The sequence below is a fragment of the Archangium sp. Cb G35 genome (assembly GCF_001896145.1).
GTDB classification, from domain to species: Bacteria; Myxococcota; Myxococcia; order Myxococcales; family Myxococcaceae; genus Archangium; species Archangium violaceum.
On the sequence record NZ_MPOI01000001.1, the window covers coordinates 1,447,530 to 1,474,326 of the forward strand.

Here is a 26,797-nt window from a genome sequence, read left to right on the forward strand (position 1 = left end):
CCCCACCAGGGGCCCGGATTTCCGCGCCGTACGCGGCGCATACAACGAGGTGGCGAATGGCTGAGACTGTACACCTGTACCTGAAGGCGAACGGCACGGAGATCAAGGGTGACAGCACCCAGACGAGCCTGGGCCGCGAGGGCTCCATCGAGTGCGTGTCCTTCGAGCACGAGGTCATCACCGCGCGCGAGTCCGGCTCCGGTCTGGCGACGGGCCGCCGTCAGTACCCGCCGATGAAGATCGTCAAGCGCATCGACAAGTCCTCGCCGCTGCTGATGAAGGCGCTGTGCGAGAACCAGGTCATCGAGGCGACCTTCAAGTTCTTCCGCCCCAACCCGACCGGCGATGGCACCACCGAGCAGTTCTACAGCATCGCCATCAAGAAGGGCCGCATCAACAGCGTGAAGCAGCACGTGCCGGACAGCTTCGTGCCGACCAGCACCAACCTGCCCGCCATGGAGGAGATCACGTTCGTGTTCCACACGATCGACTGGACGATCACCAACGGCGGCGTGACGCACACCGACACCTGGGACACCCAGCGCTAGTCCGCCGTGCCCGAGGGGCGCCCGGGTGAATCCCGGGCGCTCCAGGGCCGAGCCCGCACGCCATGGCCGAACGAGGACTCCTGACACGTCTGGCCTCCAGCAGCCACGGCTCGCTGGCGCCCCGCGGCAACGCGGTGGCCGCCATCTCCGAGCACCTGCGGGCCCTGCTCAACACCCGGAAGGGAGAGGCCGCCGCGGCCCCTTCCTACGGCATCATGGATTTCAACGACATCATCCACATCCTCCCGGCGGCCATCCCGAGGATGCAGCAGTCCATCCGCACGGCCATCCAGGAGTTCGAGCCGCGGTTGAAGAACGTCGTCGTCACGCACGTTCCCGACGAGCAGGACCCCACCGCCTTGCGGTTCGACATCATCGCGCAGCTCAACGTCAAGGACGCGCGCGGCACGGTCCGCTTCCACACCGAGCTGAAACCCGGCGGCCGGATGGAAATCTGGTGAAAGGGCGAGGATGTTCAGCAAGTACTACCTGAGCGAGCTCAACTACCTCCGGGAGATGGGCCGGGCCTTCGGGCTCGCCAACCCGAGCGTCGCCGGCCTGCTGGTGGAGCGCGGCGCGGACCCGGACGTGGAGCGGCTGCTGGAGGGTTTCGCCTTCCTCACCGCGCGCATCCGCGAGCGCGTGGAGGACGACGTTCCGGAGATGGTGCAGGGGCTCACGGAGCTGCTGCTCCCCCACTACCTGCGCCCCGTGCCCGCGTGCTCCATCGTGGAGTTCACGCCCCAGATGCGCGCCCTGCGCGGCCGCTCGCGCATCGCCGCGGGCGCCGAGGTGGCCTCGACGCCCCTGGATGGCACCAGCTGTGTCTTCCGCACCACGCATGACGTGGACCTGCTGCCGCTCAGCGTGCAGGACGCCCTGCTGGACCGCTCGTCCGTGTCCTCGCCCGTGCTGCGCCTGTCCTTCCAGACGACGGAGCAGGGGCGTGAGGAACTGCAGAAGCCCCATGGACTGCGCCTCTTCATCCACGGCGACATGTCCGCCAGCGCGCTCATCATGCTGTGGCTGCTGCGCTACTGCCGCCAGATGCGCGTGCGCGGCGCCACCAGCGGGAACGAGGTGGTGCTGGACCCCAAGCGGAGCATCCGCCCGGTGGGCTTCGACCGGCACTTCCGCCTGCTGCCCTGGCCCCGGGCCTTCGACGGGTACCGCCTGCTCCAGGAGTACTTCACCCTGCCGGAGAAGTTTCTCTTCTTCGAGGTGCATGGCCTGGAGGCCGCCGCGTCCGCGCTGGAGGAGCGCTTCGAGATTTCCTTCCACCTGGAGCGCCCGCCGCCCCTGGACGCGCGCATCACCCGGGAGATGTTCCGGCTGCACTGCGCCCCCGTCATCAACCTGTTCCGGGCACCGGCCAATCCGCTCTTCCACCACGCGCTGGGCCGGGAGCACCTGGTACGGGCCGCGGAGCTGCAGCCCCCGCACGCGGAGGTGTACTCCGTGGACTCGGTGACGGGCCTGACGGCGGGCCGCAGCGAGCGCCGCACCTACCGCCCCTTCCACGAGTTCGAGCACACCCAGGGCGAGGGCTCCGAGCCCTCCTTCTACCGCCTGCGGCGCATCCACTCCCCCGTGGATGACGGCATCGACACCTACCTCACCCTGGAGACGCCCCGCGACGTGGCTCCCACGCTCGGGACCGAGGAGGTGCTGTCCATCGATCTCACCTGCACCAACCGCTCGCTGCCCGCGCGGCTGCAGGTGGGGGACATCACCCAGTCCACCCCGGCCTCGCCCACCAACGCCAAGTTCAAGAACATCACCCCGGTGAGCCGCCCGGCCCGCGCGCCTTTGGGCACGGAGCTGCACTGGCGGCTGCTCTCGCACCTGGCCATCAACCAGCACTCCATCGCGGATGGCGCCGCGCTGCGCCGCCTGCTGGACCTGTACAACTTCCAGGCGCTGGCGGACAACCTCGCCGCCCGCGCCAGCCGCCTGCGCATCAACGCCATCCGCACCGTGGAGAACAAGGCCCTCACCCGCTTCCTGGAAGGCTCGCCCGTGCGTGGCAACCGGGCCCTGGTGGAGCTCGACGAGACGAATTTCATGGGGGTGGGAGACGCCTTCCTCTTCGGGTGCATTCTCGATGAGCTGCTGGCCTCCCACGTCACCCTCAACTCCTTCAACGAGCTGGCCATCCGGCTCCAGCCCTCGCAGACAGAGTTCGCATGGCTTCCGAGGAACGGCTTCCTGACCCTCTTGTAGAGGCGGCCCGGTTGCTGGGGGGAATGGCCAAGGAAGTCGGCTTCTTCCAGCTCGTGGCGTACATCGAGCGGCTCACCGCCGGGGCGGCCCGCGTGGGCAGCGTGGGGCCGGTCATCGAGGAGATGATCCGCTTCCGGCATGATTCCTCGCTCGGCTTCTCCTCGGGGGACGTGAGCGAGGTGACGCTGCGCAAGGTGCCCGTGCGCCCGGAGGAGCCGTACGCCCGGCGCCAGCTCTTCGAGGTCGTCACCCACTTCCTCGGACTCACCGGCTCTGTGAGCCCGCTGCCGATGTACATCGCCGAGGAGATCGCCCAGGAGGACCCGGACCACGCCGTGCGCCGGGAGTTCCTGGACCTCTTCCACCACCGGCTGCTGTCGCTGCTCTACCGCATCGAGTCCAAGTACCGCGTCACCAGCGAGTCCAACTCCACCAACACCGACCAGTGGTCGCGCCGGCTGCTGGCGCTCGCCGGTTTCGACACGTACGAGAGCCAGCGCACCAGCAAGCTGCCCACGCGCAAGCTGCTGCGCATCGTCCCGCTGCTGACCTCCCGCGCGCGCACCGCGGAGAAGATGGAGGCGGCCCTCGAGGACGTACTCGGCGACAGCCTGGAGGGGGCCCGGGTACGGGTGGAACAGTTCGTGGGCCGCTGGGTGGACATCGACGCCCGGCTGCAACTGGGCCGCAACAACCACATCCTCGGCAGGAATACCGTCCTGGGCGGCAAGGCCTTTGATCGCATGGGGAAGATCAAGATCCACATCGAGCCCCTGCCCACCCACCTGTACCGGAAGATGATGCCGGGCGGAGACCTGCTGCCCCAGGCCCGCGAGGTGGTGCGGCTCTTCCTGAAGGATCCCCTGGAGTACGAGTTCGAGCTGGGCCTGACGGAAGGCGTCACCCAGACGTTCAACCTTTCCAGCACGCAGTCGGCCCAGTTGGGGCGGGACACGTGGCTGGGCAAGGGCAGGCAGATCCGCCTCTCGATTCCGGTCGTGTGAAACACGGCCCCGGGAGCGCCGGCAACCGACGGCGCTGACGCTCCCGCCAGACATTCCGCCGTCCCCTGTTGGAGGGTGCCGCCATCCGAGTCGAACCGAAAGCCCTCGTCCGCCGCCTCACGCCTACGGCCACCCGCACGCTGGAGGCCGCCGTCGCGCGTGCCAGCAGTGGGCGCTTCTATGAAATCGTCCCCGAGCACATGCTCGCGCAGATGCTCGAGCCGGAGGACTCGGACGTCGCCCGCCTGCTGCAGCACTTCCAGGTGGACCGCCGCCGGCTGGCCGCCAGCATGGAGCGCGCCCTCCAGGGCCTGCGCTCTGGCAGCGCGGGCCGGCCCGTCTTCTCCGAGACGCTCTTCCAGTGGTTCGAGGACGCCTGGTTGATCGCCTCCGTCGAGCAGGGCGCCACACGCCTGCGCTCCGGAGCGCTCTTCGCCCAGTTCGTCGCCCGCCGCAACCGCTACACCGCCGAGCTCTTCCCCGAGCTGGACGCCATCTCCCGCGACGAGTTGATGGCCGCGCTGGACGCGGTGCTGCGGCCCTCTCCGGAGACGATGGAGGTGGGCCCCGAGTCCGTTGCCGGAGGCGCCACGCCCTCCGCGTCCGCCCAGGGTGGCGCCGTGGGCGGCGAGGCACTCGGCCGCTTCGCCACGTCCTTCACCGGCCGCGTACGCGAGGGGAAGATCGATCCCATCTTCGGCCGCCACCGGGAGATCCGCCAGATGGTGGACATCCTCTCGCGGCGCCGGAAGAACAACCCCATCCTCGTGGGCGAGCCGGGCGTGGGCAAGACGGCGCTCGTGGAGGGCCTGGCCTGGGCCATCGTGAAGGGCGAGGTGCCCGACGCGCTGAAGAACGTGGAGCTGATGGGGCTGGACCTCGGCGCGCTGCAGGCCGGCGCGGGCGTGCGCGGTGAGTTCGAGAACCGCCTCAAGTCCGTCATCAACGAGGTGAAGGCCTCGCCCACGCCCATCATCCTCTTCATCGACGAGGCGCACACGCTCATCGGCGCCGGGGGCACCGCGGGCGGGAGCGACGGCGCCAACCTGCTCAAGCCGGCGCTCGCGCGCGGAGAGCTGCGCACCATCGCCGCCACCACCTGGGGCGAGTACAAGAAGTACTTCGAGAAGGACGCCGCGCTCGAGCGGCGCTTCCAGCCCGTCAAGGTGGATGAGCCGGGCATCGAGGACGCCGAGCTGATGCTGCGCGGCCTGCGGCCCACCTACGAGGCCTCCCACGGCGTCACCATCCGCGACGAGGCCGTCTCCGCCGCGGTGCGCCTGTCCAGCCGCTACATCTCCGGCCGCCAGCTCCCGGACAAGGCCGTGGACCTGATCGACACCGCCGCCGCGCGCGTGAAGATCGAGCTGTCCACCAAACCCGACGAGCTGGTGGCGCTCGAGCAGGAGATCTCCGCCCTGGAGCGCGAGCGCGATGCACGCCAGCGGGACATCGCCGAAGGCCACCCGGGAGATGCCAGCGTGGTGGAGGCGCTGGAGCACAAGCTGGCCTCCGTGCGTGACAACCTCGTCTCGCTGCAGGCCCGGTGGGAGACGGAGCGCACCGCAGTGAGCGCACTGATGGAGGCGCGCAAGGCACTGCTCTCCGCTCCGGCCGAGGCGGACAAGGCGCCCCTGAAGGCCGCGGTGGAGCAGGCCGCGGCGAAGCTGGCCGAGGTGCGCGGCGAGGAGCCGCTGGTGCACTCGGACGTGGACGCGGACATCGTGGCCCGCGTGGTGGCCAGCTGGACGGGCATTCCCGTGGGCAAGATGCGCAGCGACCTGCTCACGGCGGTGCTGAGCCTCGAGTCGCGGCTCACCGAGCGCGTGCGTGGCCAGGAGCCCGCCCTGCGCAAGGTGGCGGAAATCATCCGCATCTCCCAGGCGGGCATCCGCAACCCGGACACCCCGATTGGCGTGCTGCTCTTCGTGGGCCCCAGCGGCGTGGGCAAGACGGAGACGGCCCTGGCTCTCGCCGACGTCCTCTACGGCGGCGAGCGCTTCATGACCACCTTCAACATGAGCGAGTTCCAGGAGAAGCACACCGTCTCCCGGCTCATCGGCTCGCCGCCCGGCTACGTGGGCTACGGCGAGGGCGGCCTGCTCACCGAGGCCGTGCGCCAGCGGCCCTACTCCGTCGTGCTGCTCGACGAGTGCGAGAAGGCCGACCTGGAGGTGATGAACCTCTTCTACCAGGTGTTCGACAAGGGCGTGCTCAACGACAGCGAGGGCCGCGCCGTCGACTTCCGCAACACCGTCGTCATCCTCACCAGCAACCTGGGCTCGGACATCCTCATGAAGATGCACGAGACGGGCGCCACGCCCACCGCCGAGGAGATGATCGCCAAGGTGCGCCCCGCCCTCAGCAAGCACTTCAAGCCCGCCCTGCTGGCCCGCATGACCATCGTCCCCTACGCCCCCGTGGCCACGGACATCATGCGGGAGATCGTCGCGATGAAGCTCGACAAGCTCTCCCAGCGGCTGTTCTCCGCCCACGGCGTGGAGACGACACTCGCGCCCGAGCTGCTCGACGAGCTGGCCCGCCGCTGCACCGAGGCCGAGACAGGTGCCCGCAACGCCGAGCACATCCTGCAGGGCTCGCTGATGCCCGCCATCTCGCGCGAGCTGCTCGAGCGCATGGCCGGCGGCTCGGTCCCCAAGCGGCTGAACATCTCGCTCGACCCCCAGGGGGGTTGGGATATCCGGTTCGCCGAGGCATGAGGAAGCCCATGAAACAACGACTCCTGGCCGCAGCCCTCGCACTCACCCCACTGGTGGGCTGCGCCACCGTTCCGAGACCCCAGCTGTGCGAGGCCACGGTCGGCGCCCGCGAGCGCTCCTACCCCACGCCCGACACGTGGTTCGGCCTGTTGCTGCACGGCTTCGACCCCCAGCACGGCGCCGCCCCCCGCCCGTCCGTGGACTGCTCCGGCGCTCCCGTGGCCTGGGAGGAGCCCGCGGCGGACGAGTGCGGCGAGGGCGGCCCCCAGCCCAAGCCGCTTCCCCCCAAGGAGCGGCTGGACGAGACGGACCTGGTTCTGGAGACCACCCAGGCCAACGAGCGGCTGGTGTGGGTCATCACGCGCCGTTTCGACAATGGCGAGGGCCTGGGCCCCGTGGCCCTGGTGGAGCGCACGAAGCTGGGCTTCATCGTCCGCGGCCTGGGCTCGCTGCGCGGCATGACGGAGAACGTGCGGCTGCGCATCGAGCATGTGGGCTCCACGGACGTGCTGGTGGCCGAGGGAGACTCGTGCACGAAGGAGGAGCCGCAGGTGTGCCGGCGAGCCGCTCGCATCCTGCCGCTGCGCAGCGGGCGCTTCTTCGCGGAGGCCGTGTCCAACTCCGAGCGCGCCTGCCTGGGCCCCGGCTGGTTCCCCCTCAGCCGCGTGCAGACCTTCGAGATGCCCAGTGGCCTGCGCCGCAAGTTCGAGCTGACGTCCACCCTCGTCTTCAACTCCGGCGACATCACCGTCCAGGAGCAGGTGTCGGTGAGCGACTCGGACCCGAAGCAGCCCTCCATTCCCGAGCGCCTCTACCGCCGCGCCCAGAACGAGCGGAAGCTCAAGGTGGAGGAGAACGTGCTGGTGGGCAGCGCGCCCTCCCTGTGGACGCGCATGGTGGAGCTGCAGCTCCAGGCCGGCGCCAAGGCGATGCCCGACGCGCCCACCGTCGTGCCCGCCCCTCCGAAGGAAGATCCGAAGGCGACGGGCACGGCCAAGGACATCCCCTGAGGAGACGCCGCCGGCTCACAGGCCCGCGGCGAGCCCCTTGCGCAACGCCTGCGCGGGCGGCACGGGAGCGGAGGGATCCACCGAGACCTTCCCCGTGTCGCCCTCGAGGGCCGCCACCGTGTTGCGGCCCTTCGCGAAAGCCACCCGGGCGATGCGCCGCAGGTTGTCCCGGCCGTTGGGCTCCTTGCCGATGAGCCGCAGCGCATGCGCCACCGAGTTCATCGCGTCCTCCAGCGCGCGCCGCCCCGGCTCCGTGTCCAGCTCCACCCAGTCCACCTCGAAGCTCAGCGGCTTGCCGCCCAGCTTCTGCTCTCCGGGCCAGAACTGCTCGGTGATGCCGTGCGCCAGCCGGTCCGCGTGCCGCAGCAGATCCTCCCGGTTGAGCGCGGGCCGCAGCAGGAAGGGCACCTGGTTGAGCACCGCCGGCGAATCGACCGTCACGGCGATGACCGAGGTGAACTCCACGTACGTCACCGACTCGCTGCGCGACAGCAGCCCCTCCTTCGCGGACGCCAGGAGGATGGCCTCGCGCGGGAGGTAGTCCAACAACACCCCCGACAGCCTCACGCCCTGCGCCAGGTGCAGGGTGAGCGTGAAGGTGGGGACGTCCTCCCCCGCCCGCCCACGCGCCACCTGCGCGGCGAGCGCATCCAGCATCTTCTCCACGCGACGTGCGACCAGCCGCTGCACCCCTTCCATGCGCTGCGCCTCCTGTGTGTTGGGTGTCCGGTGCCGCTTCAGCGCCCGCCCCGGCGGCGGGCCTCGGCATCCATCACGCGCTTCTCTACCTTGACCCGGGCGAAGTTGGAGAACAACCCGTCCGGCTGCACGCCCTGCAACGCGCGCATCTGCTGCCGGAGATCCTCCAGCGTCTTCTCCGCCCGCGCCCGCCGCGTGGCCAGCTCCGCGTTCGAGGCGAAGCGGATGGACAGCATCGTGTCCACGTCCACACGGCCATCCAGCTCGCGCTCCTGAAGCTCGAGGGAGATGGGGCTCGGCGCCGGATCCTCCAGCGTCCTGGCCACCAGGGTCCGCAATTCCTGGGCCCTGGCGCGCAGGGCCTCCGCGTCCGTGGCGGCCTCCAGCCGCTCCATGCCCGCGGCCAGTGCATCCACCAACGGCGTCACCGCCTGGCGGCCCGGCGGGGACAGCAACTGCGTGACGTAGGCGTCCATCCCATCCCCGCCGGCCTGTTCCACCACCTGGCGCAGCAGCGGGAGCCAGTCCGCCTTGAGCTGCTCGCGCACCAGCGCCACCGGGGCCCTGGCCTGCCCGGCCTTCTGGAGCGCCTCGTCCAGGCCCTTCAGGACGGCCTCGGCCGGGAGCACGCCCCGGGGCGCGGCCGAGCGATCATGCCAACGGCTCTGCCGGACTTCCGGTGCCACCCCGGTGAAGGCCGGAGAGCCCGGGCTCGTCGTCTCTCCGTTGAGCGACGGCATGCCCACGTTGCCACGCGACTTGTCGAAGACCGGGCGCCCCGGGTTGGTGGGCACGTCCGATGTATCGAAGCCATCCCCTCGCGAGCGCGCGGGCACTCTCGGCAGCCCGAGCCTGCGCGGCTCGATCGTCGTCGGCTCGTCGTCGTCCTGCCCCAGCGGCACGCCCCGGATGGGACCCTTTGGTTTCGGCGGAGGTGGCGGCATGAGGCTCCTGGGGCCATGTTGCTACGGCATGGCACGGCAAGCAAAGCCGCCCGGGGTAGGATGGAGGCGGATGCCGCGTGCCCCCCATGCTCCTCCCGTCCTCGACGAGGAGGCGCTCGTCCATCAGTTCCCCGGTCTCGACCGGCGCGCGCTCGGTGCCTTCTACACCCCCGCGCACCTCGTGGAGCGCACCCTCGCGCTCGCGCTCGCCCATGCCGGGGACGGGCCGCTCGCCGTGGTGGACCCCGCCTGTGGTGCCGGTGCCTTCCTCGCCGCCGCCGCCCGCGCCCGCCCCAAGGCACACCTCTCCGGCCTCGAGCTCTCTCCCGACGTGGCCCGCCTGTGCCAGGAACGCGTCTCCGGTGCCGACATCCGCGTGGGGGACGCCCTGCGCGGCGGGCTCGAGCCCCTGCTCGCGAGCCTCCCTCCCGCTCGCCAGGAAGTGTGGATCGGCAACCCGCCCTACAACGGCACCTCCTCGCTCCTGAAGGACCGCGACGCCTACTCCCGCCTCCGCTCCCTGCTGCCCCTCGCGCTGCCCCAGGGCACCAGCCTGCGCGATGACTTCGCCTTCTTCCTCCTGCTCGCCGCCCACCGGCTTTCTTCACGCCCCGGCGTGCTGGCCTTCATCACCCCCACCAGTCTTCTCGACGCCTTCCTCTACGCCCCCCTGCGCGAAACACTGCTGCGCATGCTGTCCCTGCGCGAAGTCGTGGACCTCGGCCCCGGCGCCTTCGCTGGGACCCAGGTGCGCACCTGCATCACCGTGTGGACCTCTCCTCCGGCTCCTGGGGTCCGGCCCGTGTTCTCACGGGCCTTGGATTCACGGGCCTTGGATTCACGGCCCGAGTACTCCCGGCACCCTCACCCCGTCCCTCTCCCGGAGGGCGAGGTGAGTTTGACGCAGGGGATGTCATTCGCTCCCGAGGCCCCCGAGTGGCGCCTCGCTCCCACTCCTCCTGATGCCGCCGCGCTGGATGCCCGCTGGCGCTCCGAAGGAGAGCCCCTCGATGCCCTCGTTCCCGTCAGTCTCCCGGGGGTGAAGACCCGCTTCGATGAGCTGCTCGTCGATGACGATCCCCAACGGCTCCTCGCCCGTCTCGAGGACTTCGCACGATCACCCCTGGAGGCGCTCGAGGACTTCTCCCTGCGCCATGCCATCCCTTCCGCACTGCTGCCCAAGCTGCGCGCCTTGAAGGACGGGCCTCCCTTCACGGTGGACCCCTCCTGCGTGCGCCCCTTCTTCCGCTACGCCGGTGCGCGCCACCGCGGCACCCTCCCCCCAGAGTCCCGCGCCTTCTGCTATCTGGACCGGCGCCTCATCCCTCGCGGCGACCACCGCCTCCGCGGTCCGTGGGATCCCCATCGCGGCGCCGTGAAGCTCCTCTTCAACGTGCGAGAACTGCCCCTTTCCGCCGCGCTCCTGGAAGAAGAGGGCTGTGTGCACGATCACCGCCACGCCCGTTTCGCTCCCCTGCTCGTGCCCCAACGCGTGCGCGACGAGGGACTCGACATCACCCGCGTCACCCGCTCCGAGACCGCCCTGGGGCCGCTCGTGCCCAACCTCTCGCCCCGAGGGCTGGCCTGGGCGGAACGGCTCGGCGGCCCGCTCGCCGCCTACCAGCGCATCGTTCACTTTCTCAACAGCTCCGACGTGCAGCACCGCTGGGCTCCCGTATACGGCGCCTCGCGCGTCGTGCCCGTTCCCCTGGCCGCTCTCCAGCCTTGAGGAACACGCCCAGCGCATTAGTGTCCACCTTCACTCTCGTTCCGGAAGTCCGGAATGGGAATTCCCGCCGTGAAGGAGACATCGTTCATGAAGACTCGCGCGCTGCTCACCGCCGCTGTGCTCTGCCTCGCCGGCCCCGCGTTCGCCCAGGGCAAGTCCCCCGCCGCCAAGGAGAAGGCCGCCGCCAAGAAGGACGAGGCCGCCGCCAAGAAGGACGAGAAGGCCGCCGCCGCTGGTGCCACCGCCAAGGCCGAGCTGAAGGACCAGAAGGGCCAGTCCGTGGGTGAGGTGACCCTCACCGAGACGCCCCACGGCGTCCTCATCAAGGGCTCGCTCTCCAACATTGCCCCGGGCGAGCACGCCATCCACATCCACGAGGCGGGCAAGTGCGAGGCCCCCTTCCAGACCGCCGGTGGCCACCTCAACCCGAACAAGAAGAAGCACGGAGTCCTCGCGGCCGAGGGCAAGCACGAGGGTGACCTGCCCAACCTCCATGTCGGCGCCGACGGCAAGGTGCAGTTCGACGCCTTCGCCCACGACCTCAAGCTGAAGGACGTGCAGGACCAGGACGGTGCGGCCGTCGTCGTCCACGCGGGAGTGGATGACTACAAGAGCGATCCCGCCGGCAACGCGGGGGACCGCATCGCCTGCGGCGTCGTGCAGGTGCAGAAGTAGCCTCGTCGCGACGTGAGGCGTGAGGGGCTGGGAGCCGGAATCGGGTTCCCAGCCCCGGCCTACAACGGCCGCGCCTGGGGCCCTCCCGCCACGGCGGAGAGATCCACCCGCGTTCCCTCCGAGGGTGGCGTGAACCGGCGCAGCGTCCCCTCCCGCCAGTGCAGGAACACGAGCGAGGGGTCCTCGAGCGGCACATCGAACTCGAAGCCCAGCCGTGTCGGGCCCTGGGCGTCGGAGGCCAGCACCGTCACCCGCATTCCCTCCAGCTTCACCTCCGCGCCCCGCGCCAGCATGTGCTCCGGAGAACGCAGCATCTGCTCGGCCTCGGTGGCGAGGAAGTGTCCTCCCCGGGGCAACTCCAGCGCCAACGCATTGGGCCCGGTGCGGGTGACGATGGGCGGCTCCCGCACCAGCGACAGGGGCCACCACGAACGGGGCATCTCCTGCCCCTGCAAGGCCCACTGGACGGGGACGTACAGCAGCACACCGACGTCCCTCGCATCGAGCACCACCACGCGCTGGGACGCGAGGCGCGCCGGGTCCAGCTCGCGCCTCACCTTCTGGGCCATCTGCTCGGAGTCCACGCCGAGCTGACGGATCATCATCGGCATCACGGGCCAGCTCAGCGGCGCGAGCACGAGGTGGAACAGCACGAGCACGGCCCCCGCCACGGCTACACCCCGAGGACGCCAGCCCCGCGCCCGCGAGCGCCACGCATGGCGCAGCACCACGGCCAGGAGCACCGAGGCGCCCAGGCTCGGCACGAACAGCAGCCGGCCCATGGGCATGCTCGAGGTCACGGGCAGCAGGGACAGCAACGCCCCCGCGGAGAGCCAGCGGCAGTGCCTCCGCTCCTCCTCGGAGAGACCGGGCCAGGCGGAGCGCACCAGCACGACGAGCACCCCGAGCCCGGCCACTCCCAGGGCCACCAGCGCGGGCCTGCTGGCGGGATTGATGCCCCAGAGGTCCACGGGCACACCCAGCAGTCCACCGATGAGCGCGGGCACGTGGCCGAGCGCGGCCACCAGGTAGCGACCCGGCTCTCCCACCGGATCCAGGTACATGGCGGACCCATACGCGCCATACCCGAGCGCCTTGTACACACCGAGATAGACGACCGCGAGCACCGCCGCGGGAGCAACGGCCCGGAGCCGCTCCACCACCGTCCCCCGGGCACCGGACAGCTCATACGCCAGCACGTAGGCGAAGACCCCCAGCGCCGACTCCCCCGCCGTCAGGCTCACGGCGAGCGCGAGGAGCGACAACGGCAGGGCCCAACGCCTTCCACCCTCGCGCCACTCGAGGTGCATCCACAGGCCCACCAGCGCCAGGGCAGTGGACACCAGGGCGTTGCGGTTGGAGATCCACCCCACCGGGAGCAGGTGCGAGTCGTCCACGACGAACAGCAGCAGCGCGAACACCGCGAGCGAACCGGGCATCACGCGCCGCAGCAGCGCCCCGAAGAGGGCCACCACCCCCAGGTACCAGAGCACCGAGTGGACGTGATAGCCCACCGCGTTGCGGCCGAAGAGGCGGTAGTCCAGCGTCTCGAGCGCGCTCGACAGGGGACGCCAGAAGGCGATCTTCAGCTCGGGCAGCGTCCACCAGGGATAGGGCCCCTCCTGCACGATGCGGCGCATACCCTCGGGGTCCCCTCCGGCGAAGCGGAAGAGATCCATGGGCGAGCCCAGGGGCCACCTGCCCTCGAAGATGAGCAGGTGCAGGTTGTCATCCAGGGCGAAACCCATGCCCAACGTGGGCAGGGCCAACACCAGGGCCACGGCGAGTGAAACCCAGAGAGCCCGGGGAGAATCGAACCAGCGCTTCGAAGAGGAGTCATCCATGGTGGCGTGGCCACCGACAACGCAGCCACGCACCGGGTTCCCAGTGGAAGCTCAGTACCACCGCTCCTGGCCCGCCACCCACGTGGCGAGCACCGTGAGGTCCTCCCGGAGCAGCGTGAGGTCGGCGCGATAGCCTGGCGCGAGCCGGCCCAATTGTCCGTCCAGCCCGAGGTAGCTCGCGGGATGGAGCGACGCCATGCGCAGGCACTCCTCGAGCGGCAGCCCGAGCAGCCGGACGCAGTTGCGCACCGCCGTCACCATGTCGATGTCGGCACCGGCCAGCGTTCCGTTCCCGGTCACGAGCCGGCCCTCCCGGCGCAGGATGGTGCGGCCATACAACGTGAACGAGGACGCCTCCGTGCCGACCGGGGGCATGGCGTCCGTGACCAGGAAGACCCGGCCGGGCGGCTTGACCTTCAGGAGCAGGCGCAGCATCGCCGGATGGACGTGGATGCCATCCGCGATGACCCCGCACCACGCCTCGTCCGCTTCGAGCGCGGCCACTACCGGCCCTGGCTGACGGCTCTGCGCGGGCGGCATGGCGTTGAACAGGTGGGTGAACCCTCGTACACCCGCGGCCAGGGCCTCGCGCGTCCGCTCATACGTCGCCGCCGTGTGGCCCGCCGAGAGCACCACGCCCGCCGCGGCGAGCCGCCCGATGACAGCATCGTCCACGCACTCCGGAGCCAACGTCACCACCAGCCGGCCCCCCTTCCCGGCCAGGCGCTCCGGCAGCGCGCTCAGGTAATCGACCTCCCCGGAATCGGGCACGCGGATGAAGCGCGACTCGTGCACCCCGGGCCGCTCGCCACTGATGAAGGGACCTTCCAGGTGGATGCCGAGCACACCACTCGCGGGCCGGTGCATCGCATCGAGGGCGGCTTCGCAGGCCTCGCGCATCCTGCCCGGCGCATCGGTGATGAACGTGGGCAACAGCCCCGTGGTGCCCGAACGCCGGGCCGCCGCCGCGATGGCGAGCGCGGCCTCCGGGGTGGGCGTGTCGTTGAACAGCACCCCTCCGGCTCCGTTGACCTGGGCATCGAGGAAGCCCGGCACCAGCAGCGTGCCCTCGGGCAACCGCTCCACCTGGGCTCCGGCCGGCACGGCGTCCACAGGCACCACCGCACGGATGCGCTCGCCCTCGAGCACCAGCCCGTGGTCCTCGAGCATGCGCTCGCCGGTGAAGAGGCGTGCTCCCGTGAGGATGCGCGTCATCACACCGTCTCCGTCACCTTGCGCAGATGCGCGGGAACATCCGGGTCCATCCCACGCGCCACCGCCAGCCTGTGGACCGACATGTAGAAGCTCTGCACCTGGCACAGGGGCGAGATGGCGCTCGGCACACCCGGGACCACGGGCAGGAGCTCGGCTCCCGGCACCGCGAGCACCGAGCGGACATCCGCCCCCAGCTCCACCATGCGGCGCACCACGCTCCGCGTCCCCTCCGCCGAGCTGTCCTCCTGCCCCAGCGCCAGCACGGGGAAACCCCGGCCCACCAGGGCGAGCGGCCCGTGGATGACCTCGGCGGTGCTGAAGGCCTCGGCGTGCAGCCGGCATGTCTCCTTGAACTTCAGCGCCATCTCGAGCGCCGCGCCGAGCCCCACTCCCCGCCCGAGCACGAACAGATTGTGCGCCCCCGTGAGCCGCTCCAGCGCCGGCCACCAGTCCAGCGCGCGCGCCGTCTCCAGCGCCTCCGGCAGCCGGGAAACAGCGTCCCGCAGCACCGCCTCCCCGGACCAGTGCGCCACCAGTTGCAGGAAGGCGAGACCGGAGAGGATATAGGACTTCGTGGCGGCCACGCTCCGCTCGGGACCGGCGCACAGCGGCAGCCCGATGTCGCAGAGCGAGAAGAGCGGCGAGTCCTCGTTGTTGACGAAGCCGATGACCAGCGCGCCTCCCGCTCGGGCCGCTTCCGTCAGACGCAGGAGGTCCGGACTGCGGCCGGACTGCGAGACGGCCACGAAGAGGCACTCCCGGAAATCGAAGCCCCGCGTGTTGTAGACCGAGGCCACGCTTGGCCCCACCGAGGCCACCGCGCGGCCCAGCGTGGTCTCGATCAGGTACTTGCCGTAGCTCGCCGCGTGGTCGGAGCTGCCCCGCGCGCAGGTGACGACGAAACGCGGAGGACTCTGGCGCAGCCGCTCACCCAGCCCGGCGAAGGCTCCCTCGCAACGGGAGATCTGCTGGCGAGCGGCCTCGGCCGACTGGGCGGCCTCGAGCGCCATGGCGGGAAGGGAGGAGGTATCCACCCTTCCAATCTAATCCCCGCGGCGGCCCCGGGGAGACCCCACGGCCGCGAGCGTGCTCAACGGCACACTGGCCGCGAGGTGGCACCCGCGTTGGAGGCGAGGAGGCCGAGGAGCTCGATCGCCTGGGGCTCCTGGCCACTGGACCAGAGCGCGGACTCCGCCCAGCACTGCACCCACGGGGTGCTCCAGTCCGCCGGGAGCGATTCGCACTGGCCCCGGCGCCAGGCGCCACGGGCCGCGGCATCCCGCTTCACCGCATCCACCACGTAGGGCGTGAGCTGCGCGACGAAGGAGTCCGCGTAGGACTGCTCGGTCGGAGGCACCAGTGGATCCGGCGAGAGCCCACCGGGCCGGAAGCCCACGTGCTCCTGGTCCTGGAACTGCAGCGCCCCCTCGGCCCTCACGGGCTCGGTGGACCCCGGCGTGCTCGCCCGGAGCTTGAACCGGTAGGGCGACGACCAGTAGTAGGTCCACACCGAGTAGGTGAAGGTTTCGTACACGTCCTCCATCACCGTCTCGGGGGTGTTGGACAGATCGCGGCGCGCCGCCTCGAGCTCGCGGGAGTTGCTGTTGTACTCGTCAGAGGCCCTCCCGAATTCGTCGCAGACGGTCTTCTTGTCCGGAGGCGGGGTGCAACCCACGCAGCTCGCATCATGGACGCCGTCCGAGGCCTTCTCGCACGCGGCCCGCTTGTCATCCTTCACCGTCTTGGATTGCTCGAAGGCGCTCTCGGCGAGCTCGAGACGCTCCCGGGCCTTCCGGTAATCGGGATTGCGGACCTCCCGCTTGCCACTGACGTAATCCAGGGTGCGCACGTCCTCGGTGCTCGTCTGCACGGCGCGCTGGATGAGCGCATCCACCCAGACCTGGAAGACATCCGGCTGGCCGGACACCGTGCCCGTGGACGCGCACCGCGCCCAGCCAGGCAGCGACGAGGCCATGCGCTCGCACAGACCCGAGAGCCCGTTGGCGATCCGGGGAGACATCGAGCCGTCGAGGTGGGCCATGACGGGGATGGCGCTCTGGGCGTAGAAGCTCGAGCGGGCCGAGCCGATCCGCGAGGACGTCTCCGAGGAAGGCGCGAGGCACTGCGCCGCGGACATCAGCACGACGGAAGCGCCATGCGCGTTCTCGCCCCGCGCGGTGGTGGCGAGGTCCACGAAGCGCGAGGACAACCCGGCCGCTTGATTGGTGAGCAGCGTCTGGAAGCTCGGGACGGGGAGCTGCTGGGCGCGGGACTGGAGACAGGCCAGCCCGGCCACCGCCGTGCCCAGCGGCCCCTCCGGCTGCCATTGCGAGCAGTTCTGCACATGGAGCTGGCTGGCCTTTTCGAGCAGCCCGTTGACCTCGATATGCTCGGGAATGAGGTCCTTGGCGTCCAGCAGCGGAGGGAGGCACCGGTCGAGATCCCCCGCTTCGCACGGAGGACGGGCGGTCTCGAGGGCCACGCCCGTCGCCTTCTTCGCGAAGATGGGGAAGCGGCCACACGCGTCCTTGTCATCGGGAGAGGCTTGACAGGCCGAGCGGTAGGCGCGGGCAGCGGTCAGGAAGTCACCACGCACCGCCGCATCCTTGGCCTGGGCCATGGCTTCACGGTAGGCGGTGTTGCAACCACTCGCGGCGAGGAGGACGAGCAACGAGGAGAAACGCGAGAGCAGGGGATGGGTACGCATTGCCCCGCCATCCTAACGCCTACCGGGGGTGAATGGATCTCACCCCTTGTCCAACATACCGCTCCGGTAGTCCTCGATGGCCCGGTGGATCTCCGCCTCGGTATTCATCACGAACGGGCCGCGCTGGACGATGGGCTCCCGGAGGGGCTTCGCCGCGGCGACGAGCACCGCGCTCCGCTGGCTCGGCGCATGGATGCGGAGCCGCTTGCCCGGGCTGAAGAGGGCAAGCTCGCCTGCTCGCACCGGCTTCGTCTTCGACTCCGGGCCGAAGCGAACCTCTCCGGTATGGACGAACGCGAAGGCCGTGTGCCCCTCCGGCAGCTCGAGCTCGAAAGGCCGGTCATCCTCCAACGCCAGGGTGAAGAGGGCCGGCTGCGTCGGGCGCTCGCGCACGGGACCCGCGAGCCCGTTCGGCGCGCCGGAGATGACCCGGAGCCGGCTCCCCGAGGACGAGAGCACCGACTCGGCGAGCAGCTCCGGCCCGAGGTCCTGGTAAGCCGCCGGGCACATCTTCTCCTTCGCTGGCAGGTTGACCCAGAGCTGGAAGCCAGACATCAGCCCCTGGACCTGCTCGGGCATCTCGGAGTGGATGATGCCGCGCCCCGCCGTCATCCACTGCGAGCCTCCGCCCCGGATGAGCCCCGAGTTCCCCCGGCTGTCCCGGTGGCGCATGTGCCCATCGAGCATCACCGTCACCGTCTCGAAGCCGCGGTGGGGATGGGACGGGAAGCCGGCGATGTAGGCGTTCGGGTCGTCCGAGTGGAAGCGGTCGAGCATCAGGAACGGATCGAGGTTCCGCAGGGCGGGCTGGCCGATGACGCGCGTCAGCCGCACACCCGCGCCGTCCGTCGCCGGGATGCCCGCCAGCGTCCGCACCACGGTCCGGTCGGACGTGGGGATGTACGCGCATCCCGCCGCCAGGGACACCGAAGCCAGCATCGAATCGCGGAGGAACTGTCGGCGCGTCGTTCTCATGGGCTCCGGGATGATAGCGCAGGTCACGCGTGTGCTAGGACTCGCGGCCATGCCCAGGTATGTCGCACTGCTGCGCGGAATCAACGTCGGTGGGAACAAGAAGGTCCCGATGGCCCAGCTCCGCGAACTGATGGAAGGGCTCGGCTACACCGGGGTCGCCACCCTGCTCCAGAGCGGCAACGCCGTGTTCACCTGCAAGGAGAAGAACCCGGCCAGGGTTGGCGCGCAGCTCGAGGCGGCCATCGTCAAGGAGTTCGGATTCGAGGTCTCCGTCCTCCTCCGGACGAGGGACGAGCTGGAAGCGGTGATCAAGGCCAACCCCCTGCCCGGCGCCGAGGACGCCCCCTCCCGGTTCCTGGTGACGTTCCTGTCCGAGGCGCCGGATCCGAAGCGCTTCGCGCAATTCGACCCGGCGGATTACCTGCCGGACGAGTTCCGCCTGACCGGACGGGAGATCTACGCCCGGTTCCCGGATGGCATCGGGAACTCGAAGCTGGCCACCGTGCTCAGCGGGACGCGCCTGGGCGTCATCCCGACCGCCCGCAACTGGAGCACCGTCACGAAGCTCCTGGAGCTCGCCGACGGCTGAGCGGGGGGCAGCCTCCGGGACATCGATGTAGGCAGGGACCGAAGTGAAGGGGGGATGTCCTCTCCACTCACGGCTCCGCTATTCTCCGCCCCCCGCCCTTCAACGCGAGACGGAGCCCGAGATGACGTCAGTTCCCCGCCCCACCGAGGCCACGGCAGCCCGCCCTTCTTCGACTCCCGGCGAGGCCCGCGCCGTTCCCGCGGCTGCCGCCCAGCGGCGGCTCTGGGTCATGGACCAGTTCGAGCCGGGCAGCTCCTTCTACAACCTGTCCACCTCCGTGCGGCTGCCGGGCGCCCTCGACGTCGCCGTGCTCGAGCGCAGCCTGGATGAGCTCCTCCGCCGTCACGAAGTGCTCCGCACCACCTTCGCCTCCGTCGACGGGACGCCCATCCAGCGGATCGCGCCCCCGCGGCCCTTCTCCCTGTCCATCATCGACCTGAGCCACCTGACTCCCGCCGACCGCGAGGCCGAGGCGTCACGCCTGGCCGCCCAGGAGGCAGGCGGGGCCTTCGAGCTCTCCACCGGTCCCCTCATCCGGGGCACCCTCCTGCGGCTCGGCGAGCAGGAGCACCAGCTCCTCCTCACGCTCCACCACATCATCTCCGACGTCCACTCCCTGGGTGTGCTCCAGCGCGAGCTCCGGACGATCCACGATGCGCTCGCCGCCGGCCAGCCCGCGCCCCTCCCCGAGCCCTCCACCCGGTATGAGGACTTCGTCCGCTGGCAGCAGGAGTTCCTCCATGGTGAGGCCAAGGAAGGCCTGCTCGCCTGGTGGAGGAAACAGCTCGCCGGAGTCCCCAACGTCCTCGAGCTGCCCACGGATCGCCCTCGGGGTACCGTCCAGAGACTGGAGCGCGCCAGCCATTCCGTGACGCTCCCCGCGTCCCTCACCCGGGGCCTCGAGGCACTCGCCCAGCGGGAGGACGCCACGCTGTTCATGACGCTCCTCGCCGGCTTCAGCACCCTCCTCCACCGCTACTCCGGCCAGGAAGACGTCGTCGTCGGCACCCGTGTCACCGGCCGCACCCGGCCCGAGCTGGAGAACGTCGTTGGCCCCGTCGCCAACACGCTCGCCCTGCGGAACAACCTGTCGGGCAACCCGCGTTTCGTGGAGCTGCTCGCTCGCGTGCGCGAGGTCACGCGCAGTGCCCTGGCCCACCAGGAGCTTCCCTTCGAGACGCTGGTCGAGGCGATCCATCCAGAGCGCAACCTCGGCCACGCGCCCATCTTCCAGGTGCTCTTCAACCTGCGGGACGAGCTCACGGATGGGGCGCAAGTGCTCGCCAGGAGCGCCAAGAACGACCTGACGCTGTTCATGGCCAGGACGGCCGACGGCCTGAGCGCCACCTTCGATTACGACACCGACCTCTTCGACGCCGAGCGCATCCAGCGCATGGCGGGCCATTTCCAGCTGCTCCTGGAGGCCGCTGTCTCCCAGCCCTCCCAGCCCATCTCCACGCTCCCGCTCCTCACCGAGGCCGAGTGGCACACCCTGCGCGAGTGGAACTCCGCCACCTTCGACTTCCCTCGCGACCGGTGCGTCCACGAGGTCTTCTCCGAGCAGGCCGCCCGTACGCCCGACGCTCCCGCCGTCACCTACGGCCCGAGGTCCTTCACCTATCGCGAGCTCGACGAGCGCTCCAACCAGCTCGCCCACCACCTGCGCGCCCAGGGTGTGGGCCCCGAGGTCCTCGTTGGCCTGTGCGTCGAGCGCTCCGTGGACCTCATCCTGGGCATCCTGGGCATCCTCAAGGCGGGAGGTGCCTACCTGCCCCTGGATTCCGCCTACCCCGCCGAGCGTCTGGCCTTCATGCTCGAGGACGCCAGCGTCAGTGTGCTGCTCGTCCATCAGGACAAGCTCCGGCGCCTGCCGCCCTTCTCCGGGCCCATCGTCCGGCTCGACTCCGGCTCGGACCTGGAAGTCATCGGCCGCCAGTCCACCCAGCCTCCGCCCCCCACCGCCTGCGCCGACAACCTCGCCTACGTCATCTACACCTCCGGCTCCACCGGCAGGCCCAAGGGCAGCGCCATCTACCACCGCACCATCTTCGCGCTCTCCTACGACAGGAGACTCCAGCCCTTCTCCCCAACGGACCGCGTCGCGCAGACATCCAACATCTCCTTCGACCCCAGCGTCTTCGAGATCTGGGGCGCGCTGCACCACGGCTCCCACCTCATCGGCATGACCGCCGACCCCGCCCGTGCGCCCGAGGACTTCACGGCCCAGGTGCGTGATCAGAACATCACCGTCATGTTCTGCAGCACGGCGGTGCTCAACCTCCTGGCCCGCCAGTACCCGGCGACCTTCCAGAACGTCGACGCCCTCTTCTTCGGTGGCGAGGCGGCGGACCCCGTCGCCCTGCGCGAGCTCTTCAAGCACGGCCCTCCGCGCCGGCTGGTCAACGGCTACGGCCCCACCGAGTGCACCGTCTTCTCCACCTACCACGATGTCGCCACGTCGCCGCCCGCCGGCTCGTCCGTGCCCATCGGCCGGCCCCTGGCCAACGGCCCGCTGTACATCCTCGACAAGAACCTTCAGCAGGTCCCCGTCGGTGTGCCCGGGGAGATCTACGTCGCCGGTGAGCGCCTGGGCCGCGGCTACTTCAACCGTCCCGATCTCACCGCCCGCATCTACGTGCCCGACCCCTTCAGCGCCACCCCGGGTGCCCGCATGTACAAGACGGGTGACCTGGCGCGCTTCCTGCCCGACGGCCGCATCGAGTACCTGGGCCGCATCGACCACCAGGTGAAGATTCGCGGCTTCCGCGTGGAGCTGGGCGAGATCGAGGAGCAGCTGCGCCTGCACTCCAGCGTCAAGGACTGCACCGTGCAGGCCGTGGAGGCCGGCGGAGACCGCAAGATCGCCGCCTGGTTCGTCCCCCGCGAGCACGCCGCTCCCACCGCGTCCGAGCTGCGCTCCTTCCTGCGCGAGCGCCTGCCGGAGCACATGCTCCCGGCCTCCTTCACCGTCCTCTCCGAGCTGCCCCTCACGCCCAATGGCAAGGTGGACCGCCGCGCCCTGCCCGCTCCCGACACCCGCGGAGACGAGGGCAGCTATCAGCCTCCGAGCACCCCCACCGAGAAGACCCTTGCCCGGCTCTGGAGCTCGCTGCTGGAGCTGGAGCAGGTCAGCATCCACGACAACTTCTTCCACCTCGGTGGCCACTCGCTGCTCGCCACCCAGCTCCTCACCCGCGTCAACGAGACGTTCCGACTCCAGCTCCCCTTGCGCCGTATCTTCGAGGCCCCGACCCTCGCGCAACAGGCGGAGGTCATCGAGGCCGCCCTGAGCAGCGGCACGGCGGAGCTGCTCCCGGAGATGCGGCCCATCGCCCGCGGCGGCGACCTCCAGATCTCCTCCACCCAGGAGCGGATCTGGCTCATGGAGCAGCTCCACCCGGGCAACCTCGCCTACCGGATCCTCGTCTCCTACCGCATCACCTCGCCGCTCGACGTCGCCGTGCTCCAGCGCAGCCTGGATGAGCTCCTCCGCCGTCACGAGGCGCTCCGCACCCTGCTCGTCGCCACCGGCGAGGGGGCACCCGTCCAGCGGATCGCTCCTCCTGGGCCCTTCTCCCTGCTCGTCAGCGACCTGAGCCACCTGCCCCCCGAGGAACGCGAGGCCGAGGCCTCCCGCATGTCCCTCATGGAGCTCCATCGGACGCTCGACGTCACCACCGGCCCGCTCATCCACGGGACCCTGCTGCGGCTCGGCGAGCAGGAGCACCAGCTCCTCATCACGGTCCACCACATCGTCTCCGATGGCTGGTCCCTGCGCGTGATGATGCCCGAGCTGCGCACCCTCTACGGGGATTTCGCCGCGGGCCGGCCCTCGTCCCTCCCCGAGCTCCCCTTCCAGTACGCGGACTTCGCCGCCTGGCAGCGGCAGTGGTTGAAGGGCGAGACCCTCGAGAAACTGATCGCCTACTGGAAGAAGCAGATCGTCGGCGCTCCCCCCATCCTCTCGCTGCCCACGGACCGCCCGAGGCCCCCCGTCCACCGCTACAAGGGCGACATCCTCACCATCCGCCTGACCGAGACGCTCACCCGGGCCATCGAGAACCTCTGCCGCGAGAAGAGCGTCACGCTGTTCATGACGCTCCTGGCCGGCTTCAACGTCCTGCTCCAGCGCTACACGGGTCAGGAGGACATCGTCGTCGGCTCGCCCATGGCGGGCCGCAACCAGCCTGGTCTCGAGCGCATCATCGGCATGTTCATCAACACGCTCGTGCTGCGCAGCGACCTGTCGGGCGACCCGACCTTCGTGGAGCTGCTCGCTCGCGTGCGCGAGACCACCCTCGGCGCCTACTCGCACCAGGAGGCGCCCTTCGAGAAGCTGGTCGAGGACATCCAGCCGGAGCGCACCCTCAGCCACTCGCCGATCGTGCAGGTCACGTTCGTGCTGCAGACCGTGCCCACGCTGGAGCCGGATCCCTCCGCCACGCTGCAGATGACCGCCACCGCGGAGCCGTGGGAGCTGCACAGCGGCGCGTCCAAGAGCGACCTGACGCTGTTCATGGCCCGGTATCCGGAAGGCCTGAGCGCCACCTTCGAGTACGACACCGATCTCTTCGACCGTGAGCGCATCGAGCGCATGGCCCACCACTTCCAGATGCTGCTGGAGGCCATCGTCGCCCAGCCCCAACAGCCCATCTCCTCGCTTCCGCTCCTCACCGAGGCCGAGCGGCGCAGCCTGCGCGAGTGGAACTCCGGCACCCGCGACTACCCCCGCGACCGGTGCGTCCATGAGCTCTTCTCCCAGCAGGCCGCCCGTACCCCCGACGCTCCCGCCGTCACCTACGGCCAGCACTCCCTCACCTACCGCCAGCTCGACGAGCGCTCCAACCAGCTCGCCCGTCACCTGCGCGCCCAGGGTGTGGGTCCCGAGGTCCTCGTCGGCCTGTGCGTCGATCGCTACGTGGACCTCGTCGTGGGCATCCTGGGCATCCTCAAGGCCGGCGGTGCCTACCTGCCCCTGGACTCGTCCTACCCCTCCGAGCGTCTGGCCTTCATGCTCGAGGACGCCAGCGTCAGCGTGCTGCTCGTCCACCAGGACAAGCTCCAGCGCCTGCCCGCCTTCTCCGGGCCCGTCGTCCGTCTCGACGCCGGCGCGGACCAGGAAACCATCCGCCGCCAGTCCTCCGAGCCGCTTCCTCCCACCGCCAGCCCCGACAACCTCGCCTACGTCATCTACACCTCCGGCTCCACCGGCAGGCCCAAGGGCAGCGCCATCTTCCACCGCGGCATCTGCGCCCTGTCCTACGACAGGGACTTCCACCCCTTCTCCCCGGCGGACCGCGTCGCCCAGGCCTCCAACGCCTCGTTCGACCCCAGCACCTTCGAGCTCTGGGGCGCGCTGCTGCACGGTGCCCACCTGGTGGGCATCACCGCCAACCCCGCCCGCGAGCCCGAGGTCTTCTCCGCCCAGGTGCGTGACCAGGGCATCACCGTCATGTTCGTGACCACGGCGGTGCTCAACCTCCTGGCGCGCCAGTTCCCCGCCACCTTCCAGAACGTCCACACCCTCGTCTTCGGTGGCGAGGCGGCGGATCCCCTGGCGCTTCGGGAGATCTTCATGCACGGGCCTCCGCGCCGGCTGGTCAACGGCTACGGCCCCACCGAGTGCACCGTCTTCTCCACCTTCCACCACGTCGCCTCGCCGCCTCCTGCCGGCCTTCCCGTTCCCATCGGCCGGCCCCTGTCCAACGGCCCCGTCTACATCCTCGACAAGAACCTGCGGCAGGTCCCCGTGGGCGTGCCCGGTGAGCTCTACGTCTCCGGCGAGCGCCTGGGCCGCGGCTACTTCAACCGCCCCGAGCTCACCGCCCGCATCTACGTGCCCGATCCCTTCAGCGCCACCCCGGGTGCCCGCCTCTACAAGACAGGCGACCTGGCGCGCTTCACTCCCGACGGCCGCATCGAGTACCTGGGCCGCATCGACCACCAGGTGAAGATTCGAGGCTTCCGCGTGGAGCTGGGTGAAATCGAGGAGCAGCTGCGCCTGCACCCCGGCGTCAAGGAGTGCACCGTGCAGGCCGTGGAGGTGGGTGGAGACCGCAAGCTCGCCGCCTGGTTCGTTCCTCGCGAGCAGGCGCCCACCGCGTCCGAGCTGCGGGCCTTCCTGCGCGAGCGCCTGCCGGAGCACATGCTCCCGTCCTCCTTCACCGAGCTCGCCGCGCTGCCGCTCACGCCCAACGGCAAGGTGGACCGCCGCGCCCTGCCCTCGGCAGAGCCCACGCGGAGCGACGACCAGAACCACGTCCCTCCGCGCACGCCCACCGAGGAGGCCCTGTGCCGTATCTGGGCCGCCCTGCTGGAGGTGTCGCGCGTCGGCATCCACGACAACTTCTTCCACCTCGGTGGCCACTCGCTGCTCGCCACCCAGCTCATCTCCCGCATCCGGTCCGAGTTCGGGGTGCAACTGCCCCTCCGGGTGTTGTTCACGGGTCCCACGGTGGCCGAGATGGCGGAGCACCTCGGCGAGCGGCCGGGACAGGTGGTTCCCGTCGTGGAGCTCCAGCGCCCGATCCCGCCCCTGGTCCACGCGCCTCGCGGCGGTACGCTCGCGGTGTCCTTCACCCAGGAGCGCTTCTGGCGCTTCTACCAGCGCGCTCCCGAGTCCAGCGCCTACAACGTCCCCTGCGCGTTCCGGCTGCGCGGCCGGGTGGATCCCCGCGCCATCCGGGGAGCCTTCCAGGCGCTCATCGCCCGGCACGAGTCCCTGCGCGCCACCTTCTTCGAGGAGGAGGGCCGCCCGAGGCAGCGGATCTCCAACTCGGTCGACTTCCAGATGAAGGAAGTGGACCTGCGCGGGCGGGAGAACGGTGAGGGCGAGGCCCGGAAGCACATGGCGGAGGGAGCCGCGCGCCCGTTCGATCTGACGCGCGGGCCGCTGCTGCACGCCTCGCTGCTGCGGCTGGAGGACGAGGATTACCTGCTGTTCTTCTGCGTGCACCACATCGCGTCGGACGGCTGGTCCATGGGCGTCATGGCCCGCGAGCTGGGTGAGCTGTACTCGGCCCTGGCCGATGGCCGCGCGCCCTCGCTCCCAGCGCTCCAATTCCAGTACCCGGACTACGCGGTCTGGCAGCGCAGCTGGCTGGCGGGAGAGGAACTGGAGCAACGGCTCGGGTACTGGAGGAAGGCGCTCGCGGGCGCGCCCACGGAGCTGGCGCTCCCCACGGACAAGCCGAGGCCTCCGACGCGGACCTTCCAGGGCACCTACCGCGAGGTCGTTTTTGGCCGGGAGCGCAGCGCCGCGTTGCATGCGCTCTGCCAGCGGGAGCGGGTGACGCCCTATATGGCCATTCTGTCGGCGCTCGGCACGGTGCTGGCCCGGCGCTCCGGTCAGGAGGAAGTGGTGATCGGCTCGCCCATCGCCAACCGGCTCCTGTCTGATGTCGAGCCGCTCATCGGAATCTTCGTCAACGGACTGGCGCTGCGCGTGGACCTGCGGGGCACGCCGGGCTTCCGCGAGCTGCTGCGGCGGGTGCGCGAGGAGACGCTGGGCGCCTTCGCGCACCAGGAGGTGCCCATCGACCTGGTGGCGGCGACGGTCGCGCCGCAGTCTCCACCGAACCGGTCTCCCCTGTTCCAGGTGATGTTCGTCCTGCAGAACGCCCCGGTGTCGCCGCTGGAGATGAAGGGACTCACGGTGCAGCCGTACGCGGTGGACCGCGGCAACGTCACCTACGAGCTCGCGCTGTCGCTGCAGGAGACGTCCGAGGGGTTCGCCGGCGTGCTGGAGTTCAACACCGACCTCTTCGAGCCGGCGACCGGCGAGAGCATTCGCTCAGAGGTGATCCGGTTGCTGGACGCCGTGCTGGCGAATCCGGAGCTGCCGGTGGGCCCGGGCATGCGGGAGGTGTGAGGTCGCGCGGGCTCCCTCTCCCTCTGGGAGAGGGCGGGGGGTGAG

17 protein-coding genes are annotated in these 26,797 nt (G+C 70.1%); 10 read left to right on the forward strand and 7 right to left on the reverse strand.

Going from position 1 to position 26,797, the window contains the following annotated elements:
- Window positions 1–56 precede the first annotated feature (56 nt).
- The 6 genes from tssD to BO221_RS05975 all read left to right on the forward strand — a co-directional run bounded on the left by tssD (window position 57) and on the right by BO221_RS05975 (window position 7,505).
- The gene (gene tssD, locus BO221_RS05950) at window positions 57–548 is read left to right on the forward strand and encodes a type VI secretion system tube protein TssD (protein ID WP_073559271.1); all 492 of its coding nucleotides are present in this window, start codon (window positions 57–59) and stop codon (window positions 546–548) included.
- A gap of 62 nt (window positions 549–610) precedes the next feature.
- Window positions 611–1,009 carry a type VI secretion system baseplate subunit TssE gene (gene tssE, locus BO221_RS05955; protein ID WP_073559272.1) on the forward strand — a complete coding sequence of 133 codons (399 nt, stop codon included), beginning with the start codon at window positions 611–613 and terminating at the stop codon, window positions 1,007–1,009.
- 10 nt (window positions 1,010–1,019) lie between these two features.
- Complete coding sequence (gene tssF / locus BO221_RS05960) at window positions 1,020–2,771, forward strand: type VI secretion system baseplate subunit TssF (RefSeq protein ID WP_073559273.1); 1,752 nt, start codon at window positions 1,020–1,022, stop codon at window positions 2,769–2,771.
- A 23-nt stretch (window positions 2,772–2,794) separates the two neighbouring features.
- Window positions 2,795–3,775 carry a type VI secretion system baseplate subunit TssG gene (tssG, locus tag BO221_RS05965; RefSeq protein WP_073559274.1) on the forward strand — a complete coding sequence of 327 codons (981 nt, stop codon included), beginning with the start codon at window positions 2,795–2,797 and terminating at the stop codon, window positions 3,773–3,775.
- 68 nt (window positions 3,776–3,843) lie between these two features.
- The gene (gene tssH / locus BO221_RS05970) at window positions 3,844–6,495 is read left to right on the forward strand and encodes a type VI secretion system ATPase TssH (RefSeq protein ID WP_073559275.1); all 2,652 of its coding nucleotides are present in this window, start codon (window positions 3,844–3,846) and stop codon (window positions 6,493–6,495) included.
- A gap of 8 nt (window positions 6,496–6,503) precedes the next feature.
- The gene (locus BO221_RS05975; RefSeq protein WP_073559276.1) at window positions 6,504–7,505 is read left to right on the forward strand and encodes a hypothetical protein; all 1,002 of its coding nucleotides are present in this window, start codon (window positions 6,504–6,506) and stop codon (window positions 7,503–7,505) included.
- A gap of 15 nt (window positions 7,506–7,520) precedes the next feature.
- Here BO221_RS05975 and BO221_RS53490 read toward each other — a convergent pair whose 3' ends face one another.
- Both BO221_RS53490 and BO221_RS05985 read right to left on the reverse strand, forming a co-directional pair.
- Complete coding sequence (locus tag BO221_RS53490; RefSeq protein WP_073559277.1) at window positions 7,521–8,204, reverse strand: hypothetical protein; 684 nt, start codon at window positions 8,202–8,204, stop codon at window positions 7,521–7,523.
- A gap of 38 nt (window positions 8,205–8,242) precedes the next feature.
- Window positions 8,243–9,148, reverse strand: coding sequence for a hypothetical protein (locus BO221_RS05985; RefSeq protein WP_143195278.1), 906 nt, complete (start codon window positions 9,146–9,148; stop codon window positions 8,243–8,245).
- 70 nt (window positions 9,149–9,218) lie between these two features.
- Here BO221_RS05985 and BO221_RS05990 point away from each other — a divergent pair, with 70 nt between their 5' ends.
- Entirely contained in the window at window positions 9,219–10,877 is a 1,659-nt protein-coding gene (locus BO221_RS05990; protein ID WP_073559279.1) for an N-6 DNA methylase, read from the forward strand.
- A gap of 87 nt (window positions 10,878–10,964) precedes the next feature.
- Entirely contained in the window at window positions 10,965–11,552 is a 588-nt protein-coding gene (locus tag BO221_RS05995) for a superoxide dismutase family protein (protein ID WP_083680791.1), read from the forward strand.
- Window positions 11,553–11,611: 59 nt separating this feature from the next.
- Here BO221_RS05995 and BO221_RS06000 read toward each other — a convergent pair whose 3' ends face one another.
- The 5 genes from BO221_RS06000 to BO221_RS06020 are packed head-to-tail and all read right to left on the reverse strand — an operon-like array spanning window position 11,612 to window position 18,293.
- Window positions 11,612–13,396 carry a hypothetical protein gene (locus tag BO221_RS06000; protein WP_073559280.1) on the reverse strand — a complete coding sequence of 595 codons (1,785 nt, stop codon included), beginning with the start codon at window positions 13,394–13,396 and terminating at the stop codon, window positions 11,612–11,614.
- Window positions 13,397–13,447: 51 nt separating this feature from the next.
- On the reverse strand, window positions 13,448–14,611 hold the full coding sequence (nagA, locus tag BO221_RS06005; RefSeq protein ID WP_073559281.1) for an N-acetylglucosamine-6-phosphate deacetylase: 1,164 nt from the start codon (window positions 14,609–14,611) through the stop codon (window positions 13,448–13,450).
- Window positions 14,611–15,645 carry an SIS domain-containing protein gene (locus BO221_RS06010; RefSeq protein ID WP_233165699.1) on the reverse strand — a complete coding sequence of 345 codons (1,035 nt, stop codon included), beginning with the start codon at window positions 15,643–15,645 and terminating at the stop codon, window positions 14,611–14,613. Before BO221_RS06010 ends, nagA begins: the two co-directional genes overlap by 1 nt.
- A 56-nt stretch (window positions 15,646–15,701) precedes the next feature.
- Complete coding sequence (locus BO221_RS06015) at window positions 15,702–17,318, reverse strand: hypothetical protein (RefSeq protein WP_073559283.1); 1,617 nt, start codon at window positions 17,316–17,318, stop codon at window positions 15,702–15,704.
- A 39-nt stretch (window positions 17,319–17,357) separates the two neighbouring features.
- On the reverse strand, window positions 17,358–18,293 hold the full coding sequence (locus tag BO221_RS06020) for a pirin family protein (protein WP_143195279.1): 936 nt from the start codon (window positions 18,291–18,293) through the stop codon (window positions 17,358–17,360).
- A gap of 49 nt (window positions 18,294–18,342) precedes the next feature.
- Here BO221_RS06020 and BO221_RS06025 point away from each other — a divergent pair, with 49 nt between their 5' ends.
- A complete protein-coding gene (locus BO221_RS06025) occupies window positions 18,343–18,882 on the forward strand; it encodes a DUF1697 domain-containing protein (protein WP_073559285.1) in 540 nt (179 codons plus the stop codon).
- A gap of 121 nt (window positions 18,883–19,003) precedes the next feature.
- A complete protein-coding gene (locus BO221_RS52365) occupies window positions 19,004–26,752 on the forward strand; it encodes an amino acid adenylation domain-containing protein (RefSeq protein WP_083680761.1) in 7,749 nt (2,582 codons plus the stop codon).
- The last annotated feature ends 45 nt before the right edge of the window (window positions 26,753–26,797 follow it).